Below are 19904 nucleotides of genomic sequence, written 5' to 3'. Positions count from 1 at the left end.
GTTGGCGCCGCTGGGCGGACACGCGTGGTGAGAGGAAACTTGGCCCTAACATAGGGAGAGCGTTCCCCCTTGCCAAGCATAACAGCAGGTCTCGGTTAAGCATTCGCCCGTGGTAGGCCGGCACTGTGGCCACCGAATGGCGAGGCTGGAACCGGCGCCGCGCCAAGCAAGGCGGCGACGGCATCGGCCGGCGCCAGATCGAAGGACGGCAGGAAACGGGCGAAGGGCGCGACTGCCGGATATGCGGCGACAGCCGCCGGCATCGGGCCTTCCTCGGGCAAACCCGGGCCTTCCCCGAGCAAACCAAGGCATTCGCCATCCTGCCATAGCGCCGGCTCGGCGGCCAAGGCGGCACGTACAAGGCTTGCCGGCGTGCCATGCCCTTCAATTGCCCGCTTTGCGGCAAGAGCCGCCCCGAGCGGTGCTACCAACAGCGGCGCGATCAACAATGCACCTGAACTGTCGCCCAATGTGATCCGTCTGCGGCAGTCCCAAAGCGCATTGCCGGAAAGCGCAACAGCGGGCGGCAGATCCCGCAATTCGCGGTGCAGAAAGATGCCGGTACGCCGGGCATCGATCACGGTCCGCGACAATGTGGCACAAAGCGGCCCGGTGCGGAACCGGCCGAAAAGGGCTTCGCTGCGGGCCTGGTCGGGAAGGAAGGCGGTGCCGCCGGTCGCCGCCAGCAGGATGCGCAGCGCATAAATGGCCGCCCGGCTGTCGGCGGCCGTCGCAAAATCCCGATCGAGGCGGACGAGGCCGGCGGCCGGCCTGGAGGCCAAGCTGCGGATCAGCATGGCCGCGCGATGTCCCAGCTGCTCACGCTCGGCCGCCGCCTTTCTGGCCAGCGCTATCGCTTCAGCCACGCGAGGCGCACCATCGCCTTCGGCAAGTGCTGCGCGGACGCGCGGCCGCTCGAAAGCGGTGTCGGCATTGGTCGGATCTTCGATCCAGGCAACCTGTTCACGCCGCAGGAATTCGCGCAGTGCCTCACGCCTTACGCCGAGCAGCGGCCGCACGATCCAGTGCCGCCACTCGTAGAGGGTTGCCGGCGCCATGCCGGCAAGGCCCCGCCCTTCCTCGCGCGGCCTCTCCTCACCTGGCCCGTCGTCACGTGCTTGCCGCATCAGCACGGTCTCGGCCTGGTCGTCGGCGGTGTGACCGGTCAGGATCAGGCCGATGCCTGCCGCGTCGGCGGCCTCGGCGAGCAGCCGGTATCGCGCTTCGCGAGCGGCGGCGGGCAGGCCGGTCGATGGTTTGTGCCCCGACCAGGCGAGGACGCGATGGGCAATGCCGCGCGCCGCGCACAGCCTGGCCACGGCTTGCGCTTCCGCTGCCGCTTGCGGCCGCAATTGGTGATCGATCGTCACCGCCAGCAATTTCGTTGCCGGCGCGTTACGGTCGAGATGGGCTTTGAGGAGGAGGAGAAGGGCGGTCGAGTCGCTGCCGCCGGACACGGCCGCAACAGCGCCGTTGGAAAAGTCGATCCGCGAAAAATCCGAAAGGTCAGGCTCGGTGTCGAGCATCATGCATGTCGCCCAAAAGTGGGCCCGGTTTTGCGGCAACGACACACAACGGAAAAACTAGCACGCCGCGAGTGCCCTTTCCTGCTTGACCCGCTCCTTGAGCGCGCCGGAAATATCGGGGTAGCGCTTGCCGATCTCGCTGAAAGTGGCACAGGCCACGTCGCGCTGCTTCAGCCCGACCAGTGAAACGCCGAGTTTCAGCAGCATGTCGGGCGCCTTCTTGGCCTTGGGATAGTCCTTGCTGGCAGCGAGGAAAGTCTCGGCCGCATCGCGGTATTTCTGCTGGCCGAGCAGCGATTCACCGAGCCAGTAATGCGCGTCCGCCGCCTTGGCGTCTCTGGGAAAACGGGCGATATGGTCGCGGAAGCCCTGTTCGGCGGTGCTGTAGTCGCCCGACAGGATGAACTGGTAAGAATTGCGGTAAAGCTCTTCCGGATCGTTGGTCGACGGGAGTGCCGCGACCACCGTATCATCGGATTTACCGGCCTTGTTGCCGGCTGCGCTGGCGCCGTCGGCTGGGGCCGTATTCTGCTGCGGCGCATTCGCTTGCGCATTGCCGTCGGCTTCGACGACATTGCCGTTTTTGTCGACGGTGATGGTGCCGAACCTCTTGGGCGGCGCGCCGGGGATCAGCTTGCCGGGATCGCCGTTGGGCGATTCGACGATGACGTCCTCGACGCTCTTGTCGCCATCTGCCGCCTTGCCCGCATCGGCCGGAGCCGGCGTCCCCGGCGCCTCCGCCACGTTACTGTCGCCGTTGGGGCTGTCGCTGCTAGGCGCCGCCTCGGACTTCTTCTGCTCGGCCGGCTGCTGCGCGCCTTGCGGACCGCCTTCCAACTGCTGGAAGCGGAATTCGTTGTCTTCCTGCTGCTTGCGGATCTGCTCCTGCATCTGCAGGACCTGGAAATTGAGTTCCTCGATCTTGCCATTCATCTGCCGGAGCTGTTCCTCCAGCGCCGGAGTGCCGGTGCCATCCTGTTGCGCGAATTGAACCTGATCCGGCTTTTTCTTTTCGCCGAAAATGCCGGGCAGTTTGATCGTCGGCAGGTGGAAGGAAAAACCGCTTTCCGATGACTGCCCGGCGCCGTTTGCCCCGATACCGTCAGCAAGTGCCGCGATACTTGATACGAGCAGCAGCGCAAGCGTGCCGCTCAAGACCGTTCTGAAATGCATGTGCCTCTCGCCGTGAAACCATTGTTGCGCGCCTCTCATTCGAAGTAGACCAGTCAACTGGGGACTAGCCAGACGCTCTCGGCTCTTAACAGGACGTGAGACTTCGGCCAAATTTTGTTTGGAGCGAGCAGATATGAAAAAGGCGGCCTTTTGGCCGCCTTTCGCACCAAGTGTTGCATTTATGCCGATCAGGAACCGGCGCCGCCCAGCGTGGTTACGGCGCGGCGGTTCTGCGACCAGCAGGAGATGTCGTCGCAAACCGCGACCGGACGCTCCTTGCCGTAGGAAATGGTCTTCAGGCGCTGCGCCGAAACACCCTTGGCGACCAGGAAGTCGCGTGTGGCGGCAGCACGGCGGGCGCCGAGCGCCAGATTGTATTCGCGCGTGCCGCGCTCGTCGGCATGGCCTTCGATGACGATGGCATACTGCTTGTACTGGTTCAGCCACTGCGCCTGGCGCGACAGCGTCGTCTGCGCATCGGCGCGGATCGAGGACGAATCGGTATCGAAGAAGATGCGGTCGCCGATATTGACGGTAAAGTCCTGGGCCGACCCGGGCGTTGCCGCGCCAGCGCCGTTGAGGCCGAGATCGGCGGCGCTGTTCGGCGTCTTCTTCGAGGCGCAACCGGTGATCGCGAGCATAGCGACCAGAGCGATCATGACCGGGTTTGTGGTAAGTGCTGCGATACGGCCCATGCCGCCTCTCCTTCGCAATTCGAGTGATTTCATTGATCGTCCAGTAACCACGTTTGGGTTAACCGACGCTCAAGAAACACGGTTAAAATTTGGTTTCGGCTGCCGTCCGCAGCCCTTATGCAGGGGATATCCTGAGGAGCCACCCCGATGAGCCACAATGAGCGCGGACCGTAGGCGGAAATGCGGCCAAAACATGAAAAAGAGGGAATTGAGGAACTGAAGAACTGAGGAATTGAAGAAAGAGATCACCTCAGCTTCTCTCTGAGATTGACCAGCATTCCGTAGATGCGGGCATAGGATTGCAACCAATCGTCGCGTTGCGCCTGTGTGATGTACTCGAGGTCGAACGCATACGAAATCCAGGTCTCCACCTCACTGCATGATCCTATGGCCATCGAAATGAAGCGTGCGAATTCGGGCTTGGAGTGAGTCTGTTTGGCAAAGCCTTCGGCCAAATTGGCGCAGATCGCCTTGCTGGAACGACGTAGTTGATCGGCGAGCGCGTATTGCTCCATTTTCGGAAAAGCAAGCGTGGCTCTGTGTACCCCAAGGGAAACCGCATAGGCACGCTTATAGACTTCTAAATCCCTCGCGTGCTCGATGTAGACCCCTGCCTTCTCCATTCTTCAGTTCTTCAACTCTTCAGTTCTTCAACTCGTCAGTTCGTCAGTTCTTCAATTCCTCAGTTCTTCTTCCATCACTCCAGCAGCGGCGACCAGGCCGGATCCGAGGCGAAGTTCGCCGTCGGGATCGACTGTTCGTTGCGGCCGGTGAGATCGACCGAAACAAGTTTTGGTCCGCCATTGGAATCGCGGAAGAACATCAGCACCCGGCCGTTGGGCGCCCAGGTCGGCCCTTCCTGCTGAAAGCCGGTGGACAGGATGCGCTCACCCGAACCGTCGGTGCGCATGACGCCGATCTGGAATTCGCCGCCGGTCTGCTTGGTGAAGGCGATGAGATCGCCGCGCGGCGACCACACCGGCGTCGAATAGACGCCGTCGCCGAACGAGATGCGGGTCTGGCCCGAGCCGTCGGCGCCCATCACATAGATCTGCGCGCGGCCGCCGCGATCCGAGGTGAACACCACCTTGCTGCCGTCAGGCGAGTAGGACGGCGAGGTATCGATGGCGGTCGAGTTGGTGAGCCTGGTCGTCGAGCGGCTTCTCAGATCCATGGCGAAGATGTTGGAATTGCCGTCATCGCGCAGCAGGCTCATGATCACCTTCTGGCCGTCCGGCGAAAAGCGCGGCGCAAACGTCATGCCGGGGAAATTGCCGACCAGCTCGCGCTGCCCCGTCTCGATCTGCAAAAGATAGACCCGCGGTTGGCCGCTTTCATAGGACATGTAGGTGATTTCCTGCCGGTTCGGCGAGAAGCGCGGCGTCAGCACGATCGATTTGCCGTTCGACAGATAGCGGACGTTGGCGCCGTCCTGGTCCATGATGGCAAGCCGCTTCTTGCGCGCATTCTTGGCACCGGATTCGTCGATGAAGACGACGCGCGTGTCGAAATAGCCCTTCTCGCCGGTCAGCCGCTCGTAGATCGCATCGGCGATGATATGGGCGACGCGCCTGGTATTGGCGTCATTGGCGAAGAACTGCTCGCCCGACATCTGCTGGCCGGCAAACGTGTCCCACAACCGGTACTGGGCGCGAATGCGGCCGTCAGCCTCCTTGCCGACACTGCCGGTGACCAGCGCCTGCGCATTGATCACCTTCCAGTCTTCGAAGCGCGGCGTGGCATCCGGGTTCGAGATCTTTTCAATGAAAGCGCTTTTGTCGATCGGCGCGAACAGGCCGGAGCGTTTCAGGTCGGCACTGACGATGCCGGAAATCTCGGCGCCGAGCGCATCGCCGCCCTGGAAGTCCGTGATGGCGATCGGCAACGGCTCGACATTGCCTTTATTGACGTTGAGCTCAACGAGCGCCCGCGCCGGCAGGGTGACAGCAACAGTCATACCCAGCGCCATCGCTGCGATCGTCAGGAGCGGCTTGAGGATGGATTTCATGTCTTCTCGCTTCTTTCGCTGATTCTGTGAGCGCCGGGCCTAAAGACCGAGCATCTCCCTGGGGTCAAAAGTGACCCGAACGTCGGACCAGATGTCTTGCTTGCCCGCCGGAACCTGCAAGCCGGCCACATCGCATTTCTGAACCGCGCGCACTGCACTTTCGTCAAACGGGCGGTTTCCGCTCGACTTTTCAACGCTCGGCCGGCCATCCAGCTTGCCGGAGGCGTCCAGATTAAACCGGACCACGACGACGAAATTCTCCGAACCCTCGAGCCCTGCCGGAAGCGTCCAGCAACCACCAAGCTGGGCCTCCAATGCCCCCTGCTCCGATTTCGAAAGCTTCTGGCCCTGATCCTTCTCGCCGCCGAGCGATGCCTGCTGGGTCGAGCGCTTGGCGCCGCCACCGGCTGGCTTCCGCTTGTCGAGCAGAGCCGAGATCTCGTCGGCGTTGAATTGCTTGTCGTCCGATTTCGGCTTGGATGAGGCTTCCTTGACCGGCTTGTCGGCGTCCTTGCGCTCCGGCGCCTTGGCGCTTTCGGCCTGGGCCGGCTGCGGCTTCGGCCGAGCCTCGGGCGCCGGCGCCGAATCCGGAAGCTGCGCCTCCTCGGTTGGCGGTTGCTTGGCAATCGCCTCGGCGACGGCATCCGGCTTGACCTCGGGCTGCGGATCGATCGCGGCAGTCTTGTCCTGCGGCGGCGTGGGCGTCGGCTCCTTGGCCGGCGTCGGCTTGGGCTCGGTCTGCTTGACAGGTTCGGGCTTGACCTCTTCCTTCGGCTGCGGCACCGGCGCCACCTCCGTAGCGGGAATAGGCTTCGGCTCTTCCTTCGGCTTCGGCACGTCCTCGGGCTTGGGCTGTTCGACCGGCGTCGGCGCGGGTGGCGGAGCCGCCGTCATGTCGACCGGCTGGGGCTTGGGCTCAGGTGTCGGCGGCTTGTCGGTGTCGACGCTGTTATCGCCGACTTTCTGGGCATCGGGAACGATGTCGGGACGCTGCGTCGGTACCGGCGCCGGCTTGTCGTGCATTACAGCCTTCTTGTCGCCTTGCAGGACCTGTGCCGTCGCTTCCATCGGCACGATCTCGACCGACACCGATTCCGCATCGGACGCAGGCATCGCGGGCGGCGCCGACAGCGTGAACAGCCCGAAGGCGATCGCCACCGTATGCAAGATCACCGATGTGGTGAGGCCGGTCCTCATCTTGCGTCTACTGATCCTGTTCCTGCAGTGAAACCAGGCCGATATTCTTGTAGCCAGCAGCCGAGATGCGGGCCATCACCTTCATGGCAGTGCCATAGTCGGTGGACTTGTCACCCCTGATGAAAATGCGCTCGTCATAGCCGGTCTTCGAGATCGCCTGCAGCTTTGCCACCAGCTCCTCGATCGGGATCTCGGTTTCCTGGAGGTAGATCTGACCGGCCGAGTTGATGGACACGGTTATAGGCTGCGTATCGGCGTTCATCGCTTTGGCCTGGGTATCCGGCAGGTCGATCGGCACGCCGACCGTCAGCAACGGCGCCGCGACCATGAAGATGATCAGCAGCACCAGCATCACGTCGACCATCGGCGTGACGTTGATCTCCGATATCAAGGCGTGATGGCGGCCGCGCCGCCTGTGGCCGCGCCCGCCGCGTCCTCCGCCACCTGCGCTTACGGACATTCCCATGATCGTTCCTCAGGCCTTCTGCGCGACTTTTTCATCGATTTGGCGCGAGAGTATGGCGGAGAACTCATCCGCGAACCCTTCCATGCGCACCGCGATCTTGCTCGCGTCGGACGACAGCTTGTTGTAGGCGATGACGGCCGGGATTGCGGCGAGCAGGCCGATGGCTGTCGCCAGCAGCGCTTCGGCGATGCCGGGCGCGACCACCGACAGGCTGGTGTTCTTCGAGGCGGCGATCGCCTGGAACGAGGTCATGATGCCGATAACCGTGCCGAACAGGCCGATGAACGGCGCCGCCGAGCCGGTGGTGGCGAGGAAGCCGAGCCGCCCTTCAAGTTTTTCCATCTCGCGGGTCAGCGCCAGATCCATAGCCTTGTCGATGCGGGTCTGCAGGCCGAGCGGCGATTTCGCGCCCTTCTCGAAGCTTTTCTTCCATTCGCGCATGGCGGCGACGAAGATCGCGCTCATGCCGGTCGTCTTGCGGTCGGCGAGCGTGCGGTAAAGCTCTTCCAGCGACTGCCCCGACCAGAACACCTGTTCGAAGCGGTTGAGCGCCAGCCGCATGCGGGCATAGGCGACGAGCTTGTCGACGATGATCGCCCAGGTCCAGATCGAGGCGCAGAGCAAGCCGATCATGACCAGCTTGACCACCCAACCGGCCTGCATGAACAAGGCCCAAATCGATAAATGCGCGCCCGGGTCGGCGAGAGCGATGTTTTCCATGTTACGTCCTTAAAGATTTTCCGGGCGTGGCTGGCGGCTGGCCCATGGGCATCCCTTGTGGTCCGTTCGCGTTAAGCTTGCGGAATAACCCCAAATGCACCGTTGGCGGCCTTTTCGGGGCAAATATTGGTGAAAGGAAGGCGCTTGGATTCTCCCAATCTTAACCAGTCCCTTCATGGACCGTTATGGTTAAGGATGGGTTAGGACGTACAGCGCGGCGCATTGCCGCGCCCCGACGCCGACGGCGATCCTCGCCCCGACCGGGAGCTCCGGATCTTCCGCCTCCGAACTCTTATTTGCGCGTTCCGGGCATGAAGGCTGCCACCCAGTCCTTGGGAAAGCGCCGCGGCCGCCCGTTCTCGCCGACGATCGCCGCTTCGACACGCGCCTCGACCAGCACTTCGCTGCCGCGCTTCAATTGCTGCGCCATGACGATGCGGGCGCCGGAAATCTCGTCGGTGCGCGTGTCGATGGTCAGGATGTCGTCCATGCGGGCCGAACCGCGGAAATCGATCTCCATGCGCCGCACCACCCAGACTATTTTCTCGCCATGCTTGCCGTCGGCAAGCTCGGTGTGGTGGACGCCGGCCAGCCGCAGATAGTCGGAACGGCCGCGCTCGAAGAATTCGAGATAGCGCGCGTGGTAGACGACGCCGGAAAAATCGGTGTCTGCATAATAGACCCGCGCCATCAGTCGATGGCCGAATTCCGTCAGCGCGCCGGAAAGTCCGGCGGACAATGCCGATTCACCGTGATCGTCCATTGCGCTATCCTTTTGGCCCGACAGGCCCTGTTTCAAGCAACACCTGTTTTGCGCATAGACCGGCGATGATCAAGACCTGGAGGGCTGGGCCGGGGACTGCCAGCACCGAAGCCATAAGCAGCGGAACTTAGGGTTCTTCCTGGAACAGGCTGATCTGCTGCTGCGCCAGGTCCTTTGGCGCGTCGAGGCCGAGATGCCGCCAGGCATTGGCCGCCAGCACGCGGCCGCGCGGGGTACGCATGATGAAGCCTTGCTGGATCAGAAAGGGTTCGATGATGTCCTCGATGGCATCGCGTGGCTCGGAAAGCCCGGCCGCGATGGTCTCGATGCCGACCGGCCCGCCGCCGAAATTCCGGGCGATCATCGACAGATAACGGCGGTCGAGCGCGTCCAGGCCGAGCCCGTCGACCTCCAGCCGCGTCAGCGCCTCGTCGGCGATCTTGCGGTCGACATGGCCGTCGCCGGCAACGCTGGCGAAGTCGCGCACCCGGCGCAACAGCCGGCCGGCGATGCGCGGCGTGCCGCGCGCCCTCCGGGCGATCTCCAAAGCACCGTCGTCGCCGAGCGGCATGGCAAGGATGCGGGCGCCGCGCCGCACGATCTGCTCGAGTTCCTCGACCGAGTAGAAATTGAGCCGCACCGGAATGCCGAACCGGTCGCGCAGCGGGTTGGTCAACAGGCCGAGCCGGGTGGTGGCGGCGACAAGCGTGAAGCGGGCCAGGTCGATCTTGACCGAGCGCGCCGCCGGCCCCTCGCCGATGATCAGGTCGAGCTGGAAATCCTCCATCGCCGGATAGAGGATTTCTTCGACCGCCGGGTTGAGCCGGTGGATCTCGTCGATGAACAGCACGTCGCGGTCTTCGAGGTTGGTGAGCAGCGCCGCGAGATCGCCGGCCTTGGCGATGACCGGACCCGAGGTCGAGCGGAAATTGACGCCAAGCTCGCGCGCCATGATCTGCGCCAGCGTCGTCTTGCCGAGGCCGGGCGGGCCAACGAACAGCACATGGTCGAGCGCCTCGCTGCGGCCCTTGGCGGCTTCGATGAACACTTTGAGATTGGCCCGCACCGCCGCCTGGCCGACGAAGTCGCCGAGCGTCTGCGGCCGCAAGGTCTGCTCGGCGTCCTCGCCGCGTCTGTCGGGAGCAATGAGGCGTGGCGAAAGGCTCATGCGAGCAGTTCCATACCGGCAATGGACCTTGCAGCCCGCTGGTCGAACGTGACCGTATGCGAGCAACGGAAATTTCGATTGTGCTCGGCTATCAGCGCATCAGCAAAGTCGACCTGGCTCGAATTCGATCGTTCGAGCGCGATCACGATGGCATCGAAATCCTCAAACACCAGCGTCTTGATCTTGAGCAATCTCTGGATCGCGGCCAGTATTTGCTCCTTTGGCTGCCGGTAACGCGAAAGCAGTGACCAACTGAATTCCACCAGCACAATCAAACTCACAAAGCCGAGCTTGTCGCCGCTGAGGCTCTTACCGAAGGCGAGAGACTTGGCCTGTTGCTCGGCATCATCGTTCAGCACCATTCGAAGCAGAACGTTAGTATCGATACCTATCGACGTCACGCGTCGCCCTCTTTTCCGCCCTGTGGCTTGTCACCAACAACGTGCTGGCCTACGGCCTCCCTCACAGCCGCATCGATCTCTTCCAGGGAAGCGGGACCGCCGGGTGGATCGCCGAGAAATCCGGCTAGGTCGGCGAAGTCGAGATTGCGCGGCGTCCCGACCAAATAGCCATCCATCACCGTCCAGGCGATCGTGTCGCCCGTCTTGAGCGACAAGGCGTCGCGGACGTCCTTTGGAATCGTGAGCTGTCCCTTGGAGGTCAGACTGGCATATGCGCCCATATTCTTACTCCTGCAAAAAATTCTTACCGATCAGATAGTAGTTGGAATTTCACTTTCCAGCAACGTCTCACCGTGCCAGCTCCTTCAGGCCGAAGCGGATCAGCTTCGAGGCGTCCGCCTCCTCGCCTGCCGTCTTCAGCGCCGCCGCCACCGCATTGGCGGCGGTGTCGCGCGAATAACCGAGATTGACCAGCGCCGAGACGGCGTCGGTGATCGGCGCCGAGGCGACGCCCTCGCCGAGCTCCTGCTTCAGGCCGATGGTGCCGGAGGCAGTGCCCGCATAGGCCGGCGCCTTGTTCTTCAATTCGGTGACGATGCGCTCCGCCACCTTCTTGCCGACGCCCGGCGCACGGCTGACCATGGCGATATCGCGCAACGCAATCGCATTGGCGAGGTCGGCCGGCGCCAGCGTCGACAGGATGGCCAGCGCCACCTTGGCGCCGACGCCCTGCACATTGTTCATCAACAGCCGGAACCATTCGCGCTCCAGCACCGACTGGAACCCATAGAGCCGCAGCATGTCCTCGCGCACATAAGTCTCGATGAACAGCACGACCGCCTCGCCCGGCCGCGGCAATGCCGCCAGCGTGCGCGCCGAGCAGTAGGCGACATAGCCGACGCCATGCACGTCGACGATGCAGAAATCCTCGTCGATCTCATCCAGCGTGCCTTTTAGCTTGCCGATCATTTGAGCGTGCCGATCATGCCGGGTGGGTTTCCGGAGAGATGACATCGAGGTCCGGGAAATAGCCGCGATAGCGCGCAGCATTGCGCGTCAGCAGGCGATGCCCAGCGACAACCGCATGGGCTCCAATGAAGAAATCTGGCAAGGTTCGTTCGCGAATGCCGCCGGCGCGGCGATAGCGCGAGTGCGTGACACCAGCGAGGAAGGCTGCTTCCCACGGCAGAAATTCGCGATCCATCTTGAGCATGTCGGCTGCTTGACGAAGAGCCTGTTCGGTCGCAATCAACGGCGCGAGCTCGGACCAGACGATTGCATTGATAACAAGTGCGCCGTCGCGCCGGCATGCGGTAATCGCGGATGCCGACCATTTCGTCTCCCGTCCGGCAGGACCCCAAACGTCGATCAGGACATTTGTGTCAATCAATGTCGAGATCTTCACGTGGACCCCTCAGCCATTCCATATATTCGTTCGTCGTCATGCCCCCCAGATCCAGCGTACCGGCCATACGGCCGAGCATCTGGCTGAATCTGCGCGAGGCTTCCTCCTCCGACATGTTTTCGTCGACGGCTATGACACGAGCCCCGTCCTCGGTGGGGACGAACTCCACCTCCGAGCCCGGGCCGATACCCAGATGATCCCGTATTTCCTTCGGGATGGTCACTTGGCCCTTGGTGGTAACGCGCATGGTAATACCTCGTTGGTATTACTTATTGCCCACTGGAGAACAAGTCAAGAACAACCTTATCCGGCCAGCGCCGCCATCCTGTAGGCGGCGCTCTGCCGGTGATGCGCGTGACAGATGGCGATAGCCAGCGCGTCGGCGGCGTCATCGCTGTCGAAAGTCGCCTTCGGCATCAGCACCTTGACCATCATGTGGATCTGCTTCTTGTCGCCATGGCCGACGCCGATTACCGCCTTTTTGACGGCGTTTGGCGCATATTCGGCAACGACAAGGCCGGCACGCGCCGGCACCAGCATGGCGATGCCGCGCGCCTGGCCGAGTTTCAGCGTCGCCGCCGCATCCTTGTTGACGAAGGTCTGCTCGACCGCCGCCTCGTGCGGCATCGCGGCATGCAGGATCTCGGCGAGCCCGTCATGCAATTGGCAAAGACGCACCGCCAGCGCGGCCTTGTCGTCGGACCGCACCGTGCCGGAAGCGACGAAGCGCAGCGAATTGCCGAGGCTTTCGACTATGCCCCAGCCGGTGCGCCTCAGCCCTGGATCGATGCCGATGATGCGAATCGCTTCCCCCATCCGTCAACTTTAACCCCGGCGAGCAGCGATGCCAGCGAAATGTGAACAAACCAGAAACAGCAAGCCGAGTCTGTTTAGAGAATGTTTGAGAATCGCTCTGGCGAGACAGATAGCGTGGTTTTCGAGAACCGGAGCGGAGCGTACATAAGTACGCAAGCACCGGAAGCGCAGAAGGCTGCGCTAGTCTAGTCGTTTGAATAACTGTTGGCGCGAGCGACAGACGGTCCTCTGATCCTTTGGCGGATGTGACAGCCATCTCGGTTTCAACCGCGCAATGCTGCCGCAACGACGCTCTCCAGTGGCGTTGTCGGTCGACCGATCAGCCGGCTCATGGCGCCGCCGTCATCGAACAACGCTCCGCGTGAGGCTGCAATGTCGGCATCGGCCAGGATAGCGGCGAGATCGGCGGGCAGCCCGGCGCCTGTCAACACACCCTCATAGGCCGCCCCGGCAAGATCGTTGTAGGCGATCGCCTTGCCCGATTGCCGCGAGACCTTCGCCGCAAGCTCGGCGAGCGTGAAGGCTTGGTCCGCGGCGAGCTCGTAAGTCCTCCCTGCTTGATCCTCGCTCGTCAGCACCACGGCCGCGGCCTCGGCATAATCCTGCCGCGCCGCGGACGAGAAGCGCCCCTCATTTGCGGCGCCGATGAAGGCGCCGTGCTCCAGAGCCGCCGGGAGCGCCATCAGATGGTTCTCGGTGTACCAGCCGTTGCGCAGGATGACGGCGGGTAGGCCGGAGGCCGCGATGACCTCCTCCGTCTGCCGATGTTCGACCGCGAGCCTCGCGGGAGACGTGTCCGCATGCAGCATGCTTGTGTAAGCGATCAGCGAAACCCCCACCCGTTGGGCGGCCTTGATCACTGACCGATGCTGCGGCAAGCGGCCGCTGACTTCGGTCGAGGAAATCAGCAGCAGTCTATCGACGCCGGCCAGCGCCATCGGGAGCGTGTCGGGACGATTATAGTCCGCCTCCCGCACGACTACGCCGCGTTGGACAAGATCGCGGGCCTTTGCCGGATCACGAACCGCCGCAACGATCCGGCTGGCCGGAACTGTCTTCAGCAGTGCGTCGATCACGAGACGGCCAAGCTGTCCTGTTGCTCCAGTTATTGCGTACATCGTTCTGTCCATTTCGTGGTTGGATGGATTGAGAGCCTCAGATAGCGGCTCTCGTTACCATCGGAAACCACGTATCTTGTAGTTACCATCATTTTCCGGTAACCAACTGGAAACTCCCATGGAAGATGCGCGATGGTCCTCAGGATGCGAACGAAGGTGAAGGCGCTTCCCGGCTGCCCTATGTCGAGGTGCATGGCGCTGCTTGGCGGGTGCTGGACACCCGAGGTGCTCTGGTCCTTGAGCGACGGCCCGCGCCGGTTCTCCGAATTGCGCCGCGATATCCCAGCCATTTCAGCGAAGGTGCTGACCGGCAGGTTGCGCGATCTCGAGGAGCGCGGCGTCCTCGCACGCCACGTGATGCCGACATCGCCGCCGACCGTGGAGTATGAGCTGACGTCATTGGGGCAGGAGCTGCTCCCAGCGATCAGGTCTATCGTGGAGGTCGGATCGCGCCTGCTGCTGCGTGATTCTCCCCGCCTGATGATCGCGAGCCCATCCCTTAGCGGTTAGTTCTAGATGGTCGCCGGAGTAGAATTATGAAACGTTCTCTCAGCCGCGGGCGAAAGCCGTGTTGAGCAGCGTGATCTGATCTGAGACCGGATTGACGCGACGGCTCGACGGCAGCACCTCGGCGAGGCCGCCATAGATCTCCTCGTCCATGCGGCGCACCAGCGCCTGCAGCCGCAGCGAACGGTTGACGAGGTCGATGAAATCCGTCGGCAGCTCGGCCCAGCCGGGCGCCTCCTCATGCGCCGAGGCGGTGTCGAGACGCACCTTGGATTTTTCTGAGGCCACCTGATCGCGGGTCATCTCGCCGGAATTCGCCGCCCGCTGCAAAAGCAGCCACGAGGCGACCTGCATCAGCCTGGTGGTCAGCCGCATCGATTCGGCCGCATAAAGCGTCGCCGCCAGCCTCGACAGCTTCTTGGCCTCGGCGCGGCCCTTGCCGTCGAGATATTCGGCCGCTTGCTCGACCAGGCCCATGCCTTCCTGATAGAGCGGCTTGAAGGATTGGGAGAAAACCCGGCGCTCCGCCAGCTTGATGGTTTTCGCGCTCGCCTTCGAAGGCTCGTTCATCGCTACGCCCCTGCACTTGCCTGACAGCCGGCCGATTCGGCTCTTGGCCGCCATATCCGGCAGCCTAAACGACTGAAGCTTGAAAATGCGCTTCGCTGCCAGCGAAGGCAAGCACATGTTTAACAAACGGTTAACGGCCGCATTTAGCCGGAAGGACGCCCATGCCGGCGGACAAAAAAAGAGCCGCGGATAAGGCGGCTCTCAGGAGTTTAACAGGGAGGCGTCAAACAAAGTGGCTCCAACCACTCGGTAAGAATCCAGATCACTGGATGGACATAGTAAACGCCTGTAAAGCTTAACGAAGCCTTAACGCGGGGCATATTTTTCGATCAAGCGCCCAGCATCTGTGCCGTAACAGCACAGCTGACTGGCCACGGCGCCGTTCACACCACCGGCTGGAAAGTCGGGGCGACGCGCTTGCGGCATGTTTCCTCCAGATCGTGACCGACATACCGAAACAGATCCGCTCGCCGCGCGACATCGTTCCGAAACAGGCGCCGCGGTAAACGCCCGCTCCTCGCAACGAGGCGGAGCAAACCCTGCGCTCCGGCAAATCATCAAATCTCTCAAGGAGCGAATAATGGACTGGTACTCGGCCGTTAAATTCCTGCATATCGTCTCGGCGATCCTCTGGGTCGGCGGCGGCTTCACGCTGATGCTGCTCGCGGTACGCGCCGACCGCGCCGGGAACGTCGAAGGCATGCTGCAGGCGATGCGCGCTACCGGCGAGCTCGGCAACCGGTTCTTCGCGCCGATGTCGATGCTGACATTGCTTTTCGGCCTCATCATGTGCGGCTTCTGGGTCGGCTTTTCCGATCTGTGGGTGCTGATCGGCCTTGCCGGTTATGCGACGACCTTCTGCATCGGCATGTTCATCTTCAAGCCGACTGCCGACCGCATGGCAGACATGATCGCCAAGGATGGCGTGACGCCGGCAGTGCTTGCCCAGGGCCAGCGCGTCCTCAGCGCCGCGCGTTTCGACTATTCGGTGATGCTGGTGATCATCGCGGACATGGTGCTGAAGCCGACGCTGCACGACATCACCATTCTGGGCTGCATGGCCTTCGTACTGGCAAGCGGCATTGCCCTGGCGCTTGCCAGGACGCGGCAGCTGCTGCCGAGTGCCGCCTGAGGTTTTAGGAATCCGGCGGCGGCCGACAGGGGCCGCCGTCTTACAGAAGGCCGGCGATGCCGTCCCACAGAAGCTTGACCGCGACGACCGCCACGGTCGCATAGGTGAAGGGATAGAACAGCTCCGGCCGCATCCGCCGCACCAGCCAGGCACCGGCGATTGTCGACAGCGGCGCCAGCGGCATCAGCACCGCCGACGCCGTCAAATTGGTGGTATCGAACTGGCCGAGCGCGAAATAAGGGATGAGCTTCAGCGCATTGGTGACGGCGAAAAAGATCGCCGCGGTGCCCGACAGCACCTTCGGATCGAGCCTGATGGGCAGCGCATAGACCTGAAAAGGCGGGCCGCCGACATGGGCGACGAAGCTGGTGAACCCGGCAACAGTACCCCAGAAGCCCGCGGCGACGCGGTTGGGCTCCGCCGCGTGGCCGGCACCGTGGCGGAGTTGCAAATAGAGCCAGCGCAGCACGAAGATCAGGGCAACCGTGCCGACGATCAGCCGCACCATCTCTTCGGTTACAAGTGCCGCCGTCAGCCAGCCCAGGGCAATGCCGATCACGGCACCCGGCATCATGTCGGCCAGCATCTTGCGGTCGAAGATACCCCACCACGTCCACACCGAGACAATGTCCATCAGGCACAGAATTGGCAGAAGAATTGCGGCAGCCTGAACCGGCGGCATGGTCAGCGCCATCAATGGCACGCCGACAAAGCCAACGGCGCCGCCGAAGCCGCCTTTCGACAGGCCGACGAGGATGACGGCCGGAATGGCCGCGGCATAGAACCAGGGATCGACGAGCAGGCCTGACATGGGGAAGGGACGCTGGAGGGAAAGTTGAACTCTGGAATAGACCAGAAATGGCCAGACCGCGACCGCAAATATGTGGGCCACGCCACCGAAATCCGTCACATGTTTGGCATGTCGAGCGGCGGCGGGCGTCTGCGGATCGGCTGCGCCTTGATGATGGCGGTGCTGGTTTCGGCCTTGTCGGCGATGCGGTCGAGAATCCCGTCGAGCTCGCCGATCGAGCGGACGAACAGCCGGGCAACGAAGCAGTCATCGCCCGTCACCTTGTCGCATTCGCCGAATTCCGGGATTTCCTCGATCAGCTTCTGGACGATGTGCAGCTTGCCCGGCAATGGCCGGATGCGAACGATCGCCTGCAAGGCGTAGCCGAGCGCCTGCGGATCGATGTCGATGGTGAACGCGCGGATGACGCCGCGATCCTCAAGCCGCCGAAGCCGCTCCGAAACGCTTGGCGACGACAACCCGACCTGCAGCGCCAGTTCCTTCAGCGAGGTCCGTGAATCCTTGACCAGGATATCGAGGAGCTTTCTATCGAGCTCGTCCAGCATTTTACAATTCCAAGAAAAAGCCGATGCTTACCTAATTTAATTAGGTTTGCCCTGCATATCACCAGCTAGAAGTCATGGAAAGACCCGATCCGCTGTGGGATTATAAAATCTCAACGAGTTTCAGGAGCACCCATGGACAGCACGGTACGCGGCACGATCGAAATGACGGCGGCGATGGCGATCCTCGGCACGATCGGCTGGTTCGTCGTCCTTTCCGGCCAGCCCATCATGGACGTGGTGTTCTGGCGCTGTGCTTTCGGGGCGGTAACGCTGCTGATCATCTGCGCGGCGCTGGGACTGCTGCGCGGCAGGCTGTCGCTTCGCATTGTCGCGATCGCGGCTCTTGGCGGTGCTGCCATCGTTATCAACTGGCTGTTGCTGTTCAGCGCGTTTTCCCGCGCGTCGATCTCGATCGCCACGGCCGTTTACAACACGCAGCCCTTCATGCTGGTGGGTTTTGGCGCGCTCTTCTTCTCCGAACGGCTGACGGTGACCAAGCTGACCTGGCTCGGCATCGCGTTCGCCGGCATGCTGCCGATCGTGCAGGCCGCGCCCGATGCAGGCGATCATGGTACGGATTACTTTACCGGCATTGCGATGGCGCTGGCCGCGGCTTTCTTCTGGGCCGTTGCGGCTATCGTCACCAAGAAGCTCAAAGGCACGCCGCCGCACCTGATCGCCCTGATCCAGGTCTGCGTCGGCGTTCTCATGCTGGCACCCTTCGCCAATCTCACCCACCTTCCCGTCGATGCGCGGAGCTGGGTCATGCTGGCGACACTCGGCATCGTCCATACCGGCCTGATGTACATCCTCATGTACGGTGCCATCCAGAAGCTGCCGACGCATCTGCAGGGATCGCTGTCCTTCATCTACCCAGTCGTCGCCATCCTCGTCGACGTCGTCGCCTTCGGCCACCGGCTGCATCCGGCGCAGATCGTCGGCGCCGCCGCCATCCTGGTCGCCGCCGCCGGCATGAATCTCGGCTGGTCGCTGTGGAAATCGAAGGTGCCTGCGTAGGGCCGCAAGCGACTAGGCGAGGAGAATTTCGGCCAACGGCAGTCATGCGCCGAGCCGCATAAAATCGTTGACGGCAATCGTGATCCCCCTGCCGCCTGTTCAATCCCCGCACTTTGCTCTATGCCGCAATGCAACCATCTTCGCCCGGCATAGGCGATAACCGGGATCGAACACCAATGAATGACGCAACGCCGCCCAACCGCTGCCGTATCGTGCTGATCGCGCCGCCGAACGTGCCGGCCGAGCGCATCGCCGCGGCCTTCGACGGCGGTGACGTCGCCTCGCTCATCCTGCCGGAAAACGGCCTGGACGAGGCCTCTTTCCAAGCCTTTGCCGAGCAGATCGTGCCGGTGGCGCAAGCGGCCGGCATTGCCGTCATCATTGCCGGCGACACCCGCATCGCCGGCCGTGTCCAGGCCGACGGCATCCATGTCGAGGTCGGCAAGGACGAGCTCGCCGAAACGATCGAACACTTCCAGGCCAGGATGATGGTCGGCACCGGCGGCGCCAAGACCCGCGACGATGCGCTGGAACTCGGCGAGGTCAGGCCTGATTACATTTTCTTCGGCCGTTTCGGTTACGACAACAAGCCTGAGCCGCACCCGCGCAACCTGTCGCTCGGGCAATGGTGGGCGGACGTCATCCAGATCCCCTGCATCGTCATGGCCGGATCCGATCTTGCCTCGGTGGAAGCGGTCGCCGCCACCGGCGCTGAATTCGTGGCGCTGTCCAGCGCCGTTTTCGCCGACGGCGTCGATCCGAAGATGGCGGTCGCCGCCGCCAACGCGCTGCTCGACGAAACCGCGCCGCGCTTCGAGGACTGACGTGCTCTCGCGGAAAATCCTTTTCAGCGCCTTTCTTGCAACGGCCGTGACGCAGGCGATAGCGGCGGAACCCGTTCCGCTGCCGCAGCCCAGGCCGGATTCCAGCGAACCTGCCGACAAGCCTATCGCCGCACAATTGCCGCAGCCCGCCACCACCGCCCCGTTGCCGTCGGCCGATACCATCAACCCCGACCGCTTCGGCGCAAAGCCGTCCGATGCTGCCTACGGCGCCTTTCAACGCGGACTCTACAAGACGGCCTACAACCTTGCGCTTTCGCGCGCTCAAAACGGCGATCCGGCGGCACAGACGCTGGTGGCCGAGATATTGTCGCGCGGCCTCGGCGTGCCGGTCGACGCGGCAGGGGCGGCGAAGTGGTATGCGCTTGCCGCCGAGCAGGGCGTGCCGGAATCGCAATTCCAGTATGCGCTGATGCTGCTCGACGGCCGCTACGTCAAAAAGGACGAGAAGGAGGCCTATGCGCTGATGCAGGCCGCAGCCGAGGCCGGCAACCGCCTGGCGCAGTTCAATTTTGCGCAGCTGATGGTCGAACAGGAGCCCGGCGATGCCGGTATTGCCAAAGCCGTATCCTATTACGAGCGCGCTGCCGCGACCGGGCTTGCCGACGCACAATATGCGATGGCACAGGTCTACGCCAATGGCGCCGGCGGCAAGCCGCGCGACGATGTCCGCGCCCGCGGCCTGCTGGCACAGGCCGCGCGGCAGAACTACGACACGGCACAGATCGATCTCGCAACCTGGATGATTGAGGGGCGCGGCGGCGCCCGCGACCTGAAATCCGGCTTCAACTGGATGAAGCAGGCCGCAGAAGGCGGCAATGTCGCCGCCCAGAACCGTCTCGCCAAGCTCTACATGAACGGCATCGGCACCGACCCGGATCTGATCCTCGCCGGCGCTTGGTATGTTGTCGCCCGCCGCGCCGGGCTCATCGACCAAGAGATGGACGATTTCCTGCAGGGCCTGACCGACGAGCAGACGCAGCAGGCGCTGCAACGGGCCAACCGCCTGCCCTGACCGCGATCT

25 protein-coding genes are annotated in these 19904 nt (G+C 62.9%); 5 read left to right on the top strand and 20 right to left on the bottom strand.

Annotated elements, in window-relative coordinates; translation table 11 throughout:
* Positions 1-95: 95 nt before the first annotated feature.
* The 17 genes from tilS to NKI18_RS13320 all read right to left on the bottom strand — a co-directional run bounded on the left by tilS (position 96) and on the right by NKI18_RS13320 (position 13456).
* Positions 96-1526, bottom strand: a complete 1431-nt coding sequence (tilS, locus tag NKI18_RS13400; RefSeq protein WP_352621113.1) for a tRNA lysidine(34) synthetase TilS — start codon at positions 1524-1526, stop codon at positions 96-98.
* Positions 1527-1583: 57 nt separating this feature from the next.
* Positions 1584-2699: a tol-pal system protein YbgF gene (gene ybgF / locus NKI18_RS13395; protein ID WP_352621089.1), complete on the bottom strand. Its 1116-nt coding sequence runs from the start codon at positions 2697-2699 to the stop codon at positions 1584-1586.
* A gap of 188 nt (positions 2700-2887) precedes the next feature.
* Positions 2888-3394: a peptidoglycan-associated lipoprotein Pal gene (gene pal / locus NKI18_RS13390; RefSeq protein ID WP_023677992.1), complete on the bottom strand. Its 507-nt coding sequence runs from the start codon at positions 3392-3394 to the stop codon at positions 2888-2890.
* A gap of 245 nt (positions 3395-3639) precedes the next feature.
* Positions 3640-4017 (bottom strand): four helix bundle protein, encoded by a 378-nt coding sequence (locus NKI18_RS13385; protein ID WP_023677993.1) that lies wholly within the window; start codon positions 4015-4017, stop codon positions 3640-3642.
* A gap of 74 nt (positions 4018-4091) precedes the next feature.
* The gene (tolB, locus tag NKI18_RS13380) at positions 4092-5363 is read right to left on the bottom strand and encodes a Tol-Pal system beta propeller repeat protein TolB (RefSeq protein ID WP_245274748.1); all 1272 of its coding nucleotides are present in this window, start codon (positions 5361-5363) and stop codon (positions 4092-4094) included.
* 78 nt (positions 5364-5441) lie between these two features.
* The gene (tolA, locus tag NKI18_RS13375; protein WP_353019859.1) at positions 5442-6599 is read right to left on the bottom strand and encodes a cell envelope integrity protein TolA; all 1158 of its coding nucleotides are present in this window, start codon (positions 6597-6599) and stop codon (positions 5442-5444) included.
* A 7-nt stretch (positions 6600-6606) separates the two neighbouring features.
* Positions 6607-7065 (bottom strand): protein TolR, encoded by a 459-nt coding sequence (gene tolR, locus NKI18_RS13370; protein ID WP_352522864.1) that lies wholly within the window; start codon positions 7063-7065, stop codon positions 6607-6609.
* A gap of 9 nt (positions 7066-7074) precedes the next feature.
* Positions 7075-7785 carry a protein TolQ gene (tolQ, locus tag NKI18_RS13365; RefSeq protein WP_352489260.1) on the bottom strand — a complete coding sequence of 237 codons (711 nt, stop codon included), beginning with the start codon at positions 7783-7785 and terminating at the stop codon, positions 7075-7077.
* A gap of 292 nt (positions 7786-8077) precedes the next feature.
* Positions 8078-8548, bottom strand: a complete 471-nt coding sequence (ybgC, locus tag NKI18_RS13360; protein ID WP_352540302.1) for a tol-pal system-associated acyl-CoA thioesterase — start codon at positions 8546-8548, stop codon at positions 8078-8080.
* A 127-nt stretch (positions 8549-8675) separates the two neighbouring features.
* On the bottom strand, positions 8676-9716 hold the full coding sequence (gene ruvB, locus NKI18_RS13355; protein ID WP_352454896.1) for a Holliday junction branch migration DNA helicase RuvB: 1041 nt from the start codon (positions 9714-9716) through the stop codon (positions 8676-8678).
* Positions 9713-10117 carry a type II toxin-antitoxin system VapC family toxin gene (locus NKI18_RS13350; RefSeq protein ID WP_352622663.1) on the bottom strand — a complete coding sequence of 135 codons (405 nt, stop codon included), beginning with the start codon at positions 10115-10117 and terminating at the stop codon, positions 9713-9715. Before NKI18_RS13350 ends, ruvB begins: the two co-directional genes overlap by 4 nt.
* On the bottom strand, positions 10114-10398 hold the full coding sequence (locus tag NKI18_RS13345) for an AbrB/MazE/SpoVT family DNA-binding domain-containing protein (protein ID WP_352569593.1): 285 nt from the start codon (positions 10396-10398) through the stop codon (positions 10114-10116). The genes NKI18_RS13350 and NKI18_RS13345 overlap by 4 nt, the downstream gene beginning before the upstream one ends.
* 67 nt (positions 10399-10465) lie before the next feature.
* Positions 10466-11086 (bottom strand): Holliday junction branch migration protein RuvA, encoded by a 621-nt coding sequence (gene ruvA, locus NKI18_RS13340; protein ID WP_023678001.1) that lies wholly within the window; start codon positions 11084-11086, stop codon positions 10466-10468.
* A 13-nt stretch (positions 11087-11099) separates the two neighbouring features.
* A complete protein-coding gene (locus NKI18_RS13335) occupies positions 11100-11522 on the bottom strand; it encodes a type II toxin-antitoxin system VapC family toxin (protein WP_352622660.1) in 423 nt (140 codons plus the stop codon).
* On the bottom strand, positions 11500-11769 hold the full coding sequence (locus NKI18_RS13330; RefSeq protein WP_352622658.1) for an AbrB/MazE/SpoVT family DNA-binding domain-containing protein: 270 nt from the start codon (positions 11767-11769) through the stop codon (positions 11500-11502). Before NKI18_RS13330 ends, NKI18_RS13335 begins: the two co-directional genes overlap by 23 nt.
* Positions 11770-11825: 56 nt before the next feature.
* Positions 11826-12338, bottom strand: a complete 513-nt coding sequence (gene ruvC, locus NKI18_RS13325; protein ID WP_353019855.1) for a crossover junction endodeoxyribonuclease RuvC — start codon at positions 12336-12338, stop codon at positions 11826-11828.
* A 263-nt stretch (positions 12339-12601) separates the two neighbouring features.
* Positions 12602-13456, bottom strand: a complete 855-nt coding sequence (locus tag NKI18_RS13320) for an SDR family oxidoreductase (protein WP_352617963.1) — start codon at positions 13454-13456, stop codon at positions 12602-12604.
* A gap of 192 nt (positions 13457-13648) precedes the next feature.
* On the opposite strand from NKI18_RS13320, the gene NKI18_RS13315 reads away from it, so the two are divergent.
* On the top strand, positions 13649-13966 hold the full coding sequence (locus NKI18_RS13315; RefSeq protein ID WP_352617966.1) for a winged helix-turn-helix transcriptional regulator: 318 nt from the start codon (positions 13649-13651) through the stop codon (positions 13964-13966).
* A gap of 39 nt (positions 13967-14005) precedes the next feature.
* Here the strand turns inward: NKI18_RS13315 and rcdA are convergent, their stop codons facing one another.
* Positions 14006-14533, bottom strand: coding sequence for a protease adaptor protein RcdA (gene rcdA, locus NKI18_RS13310; protein ID WP_352617969.1), 528 nt, complete (start codon positions 14531-14533; stop codon positions 14006-14008).
* Between the two features lie 580 nt (positions 14534-15113).
* Here rcdA and NKI18_RS13305 point away from each other — a divergent pair.
* The gene (locus NKI18_RS13305; RefSeq protein ID WP_352617972.1) at positions 15114-15665 is read left to right on the top strand and encodes a DUF2269 family protein; all 552 of its coding nucleotides are present in this window, start codon (positions 15114-15116) and stop codon (positions 15663-15665) included.
* Positions 15666-15705: 40 nt separating this feature from the next.
* Here the strand turns inward: NKI18_RS13305 and NKI18_RS13300 are convergent, their stop codons facing one another.
* Complete coding sequence (locus tag NKI18_RS13300) at positions 15706-16476, bottom strand: sulfite exporter TauE/SafE family protein (RefSeq protein WP_352618235.1); 771 nt, start codon at positions 16474-16476, stop codon at positions 15706-15708.
* Positions 16477-16571: 95 nt separating this feature from the next.
* Entirely contained in the window at positions 16572-17021 is a 450-nt protein-coding gene (locus NKI18_RS13295) for an Lrp/AsnC family transcriptional regulator (protein WP_023678010.1), read from the bottom strand.
* 132 nt (positions 17022-17153) lie between these two features.
* On the opposite strand from NKI18_RS13295, the gene NKI18_RS13290 reads away from it, so the two are divergent.
* The 3 genes from NKI18_RS13290 to NKI18_RS13280 all read left to right on the top strand — a co-directional run bounded on the left by NKI18_RS13290 (position 17154) and on the right by NKI18_RS13280 (position 19895).
* Positions 17154-18038 carry a DMT family transporter gene (locus NKI18_RS13290; RefSeq protein WP_352617975.1) on the top strand — a complete coding sequence of 295 codons (885 nt, stop codon included), beginning with the start codon at positions 17154-17156 and terminating at the stop codon, positions 18036-18038.
* 176 nt (positions 18039-18214) lie between these two features.
* Positions 18215-18862: a thiamine phosphate synthase gene (locus tag NKI18_RS13285; RefSeq protein ID WP_352617977.1), complete on the top strand. Its 648-nt coding sequence runs from the start codon at positions 18215-18217 to the stop codon at positions 18860-18862.
* 1 nt (position 18863) lies between these two features.
* On the top strand, positions 18864-19895 hold the full coding sequence (locus NKI18_RS13280) for a tetratricopeptide repeat protein (RefSeq protein WP_023678013.1): 1032 nt from the start codon (positions 18864-18866) through the stop codon (positions 19893-19895).
* Positions 19896-19904: the final 9 nt, after the last annotated feature.

The organism is Mesorhizobium sp. M0800 (assembly GCF_040320095.1).
Classification (GTDB): domain Bacteria; phylum Pseudomonadota; class Alphaproteobacteria; order Rhizobiales; family Rhizobiaceae; genus Mesorhizobium.
This window is presented reverse-complemented; position numbering and strand designations above follow the sequence as displayed.

Bases quoted from the DNA above. Each gene is read 5' to 3' on its own strand.
- tolA (WP_353019859.1), bottom strand. From the start codon at position 6,599: ATGAGGACCGGCCTCACCACATCGGTGATCTTGCATACGGTGGCGATC.
- NKI18_RS13345 (WP_352569593.1), bottom strand. From the start codon at position 10,398: ATGGGCGCATATGCCAGTCTGACCTCCAAGGGACAGCTCACGATTCCA.
- ruvA (WP_023678001.1), bottom strand. From the start codon at position 11,086: ATGATCGGCAAGCTAAAAGGCACGCTGGATGAGATCGACGAGGATTTC.
- rcdA (WP_352617969.1), bottom strand. From the start codon at position 14,533: ATGAACGAGCCTTCGAAGGCGAGCGCGAAAACCATCAAGCTGGCGGAG.
- NKI18_RS13305 (WP_352617972.1), top strand. From the start codon at position 15,114: ATGGACTGGTACTCGGCCGTTAAATTCCTGCATATCGTCTCGGCGATC.
- ruvC (WP_353019855.1), bottom strand. From the start codon at position 12,338: ATGGGGGAAGCGATTCGCATCATCGGCATCGATCCAGGGCTGAGGCGC.
- ybgC (WP_352540302.1), bottom strand. From the start codon at position 8,548: ATGGACGATCACGGTGAATCGGCATTGTCCGCCGGACTTTCCGGCGCG.
- ruvB (WP_352454896.1), bottom strand. From the start codon at position 9,716: ATGAGCCTTTCGCCACGCCTCATTGCTCCCGACAGACGCGGCGAGGAC.
- NKI18_RS13330 (WP_352622658.1), bottom strand. From the start codon at position 11,769: ATGCGCGTTACCACCAAGGGCCAAGTGACCATCCCGAAGGAAATACGG.
- NKI18_RS13285 (WP_352617977.1), top strand. From the start codon at position 18,215: ATGAATGACGCAACGCCGCCCAACCGCTGCCGTATCGTGCTGATCGCG.
- tolQ (WP_352489260.1), bottom strand. From the start codon at position 7,785: ATGGAAAACATCGCTCTCGCCGACCCGGGCGCGCATTTATCGATTTGG.
- NKI18_RS13290 (WP_352617975.1), top strand. From the start codon at position 17,154: ATGGACAGCACGGTACGCGGCACGATCGAAATGACGGCGGCGATGGCG.
- NKI18_RS13295 (WP_023678010.1), bottom strand. From the start codon at position 17,021: ATGCTGGACGAGCTCGATAGAAAGCTCCTCGATATCCTGGTCAAGGAT.
- NKI18_RS13315 (WP_352617966.1), top strand. From the start codon at position 13,649: ATGGCGCTGCTTGGCGGGTGCTGGACACCCGAGGTGCTCTGGTCCTTG.
- NKI18_RS13385 (WP_023677993.1), bottom strand. From the start codon at position 4,017: ATGGAGAAGGCAGGGGTCTACATCGAGCACGCGAGGGATTTAGAAGTC.
- tolR (WP_352522864.1), bottom strand. From the start codon at position 7,065: ATGGGAATGTCCGTAAGCGCAGGTGGCGGAGGACGCGGCGGGCGCGGC.
- tilS (WP_352621113.1), bottom strand. From the start codon at position 1,526: ATGCTCGACACCGAGCCTGACCTTTCGGATTTTTCGCGGATCGACTTT.
- NKI18_RS13320 (WP_352617963.1), bottom strand. From the start codon at position 13,456: ATGTACGCAATAACTGGAGCAACAGGACAGCTTGGCCGTCTCGTGATC.
- ybgF (WP_352621089.1), bottom strand. From the start codon at position 2,699: ATGCATTTCAGAACGGTCTTGAGCGGCACGCTTGCGCTGCTGCTCGTA.
- NKI18_RS13300 (WP_352618235.1), bottom strand. From the start codon at position 16,476: ATGTCAGGCCTGCTCGTCGATCCCTGGTTCTATGCCGCGGCCATTCCG.
- tolB (WP_245274748.1), bottom strand. From the start codon at position 5,363: ATGGCGCTGGGTATGACTGTTGCTGTCACCCTGCCGGCGCGGGCGCTC.
- pal (WP_023677992.1), bottom strand. From the start codon at position 3,394: ATGGGCCGTATCGCAGCACTTACCACAAACCCGGTCATGATCGCTCTG.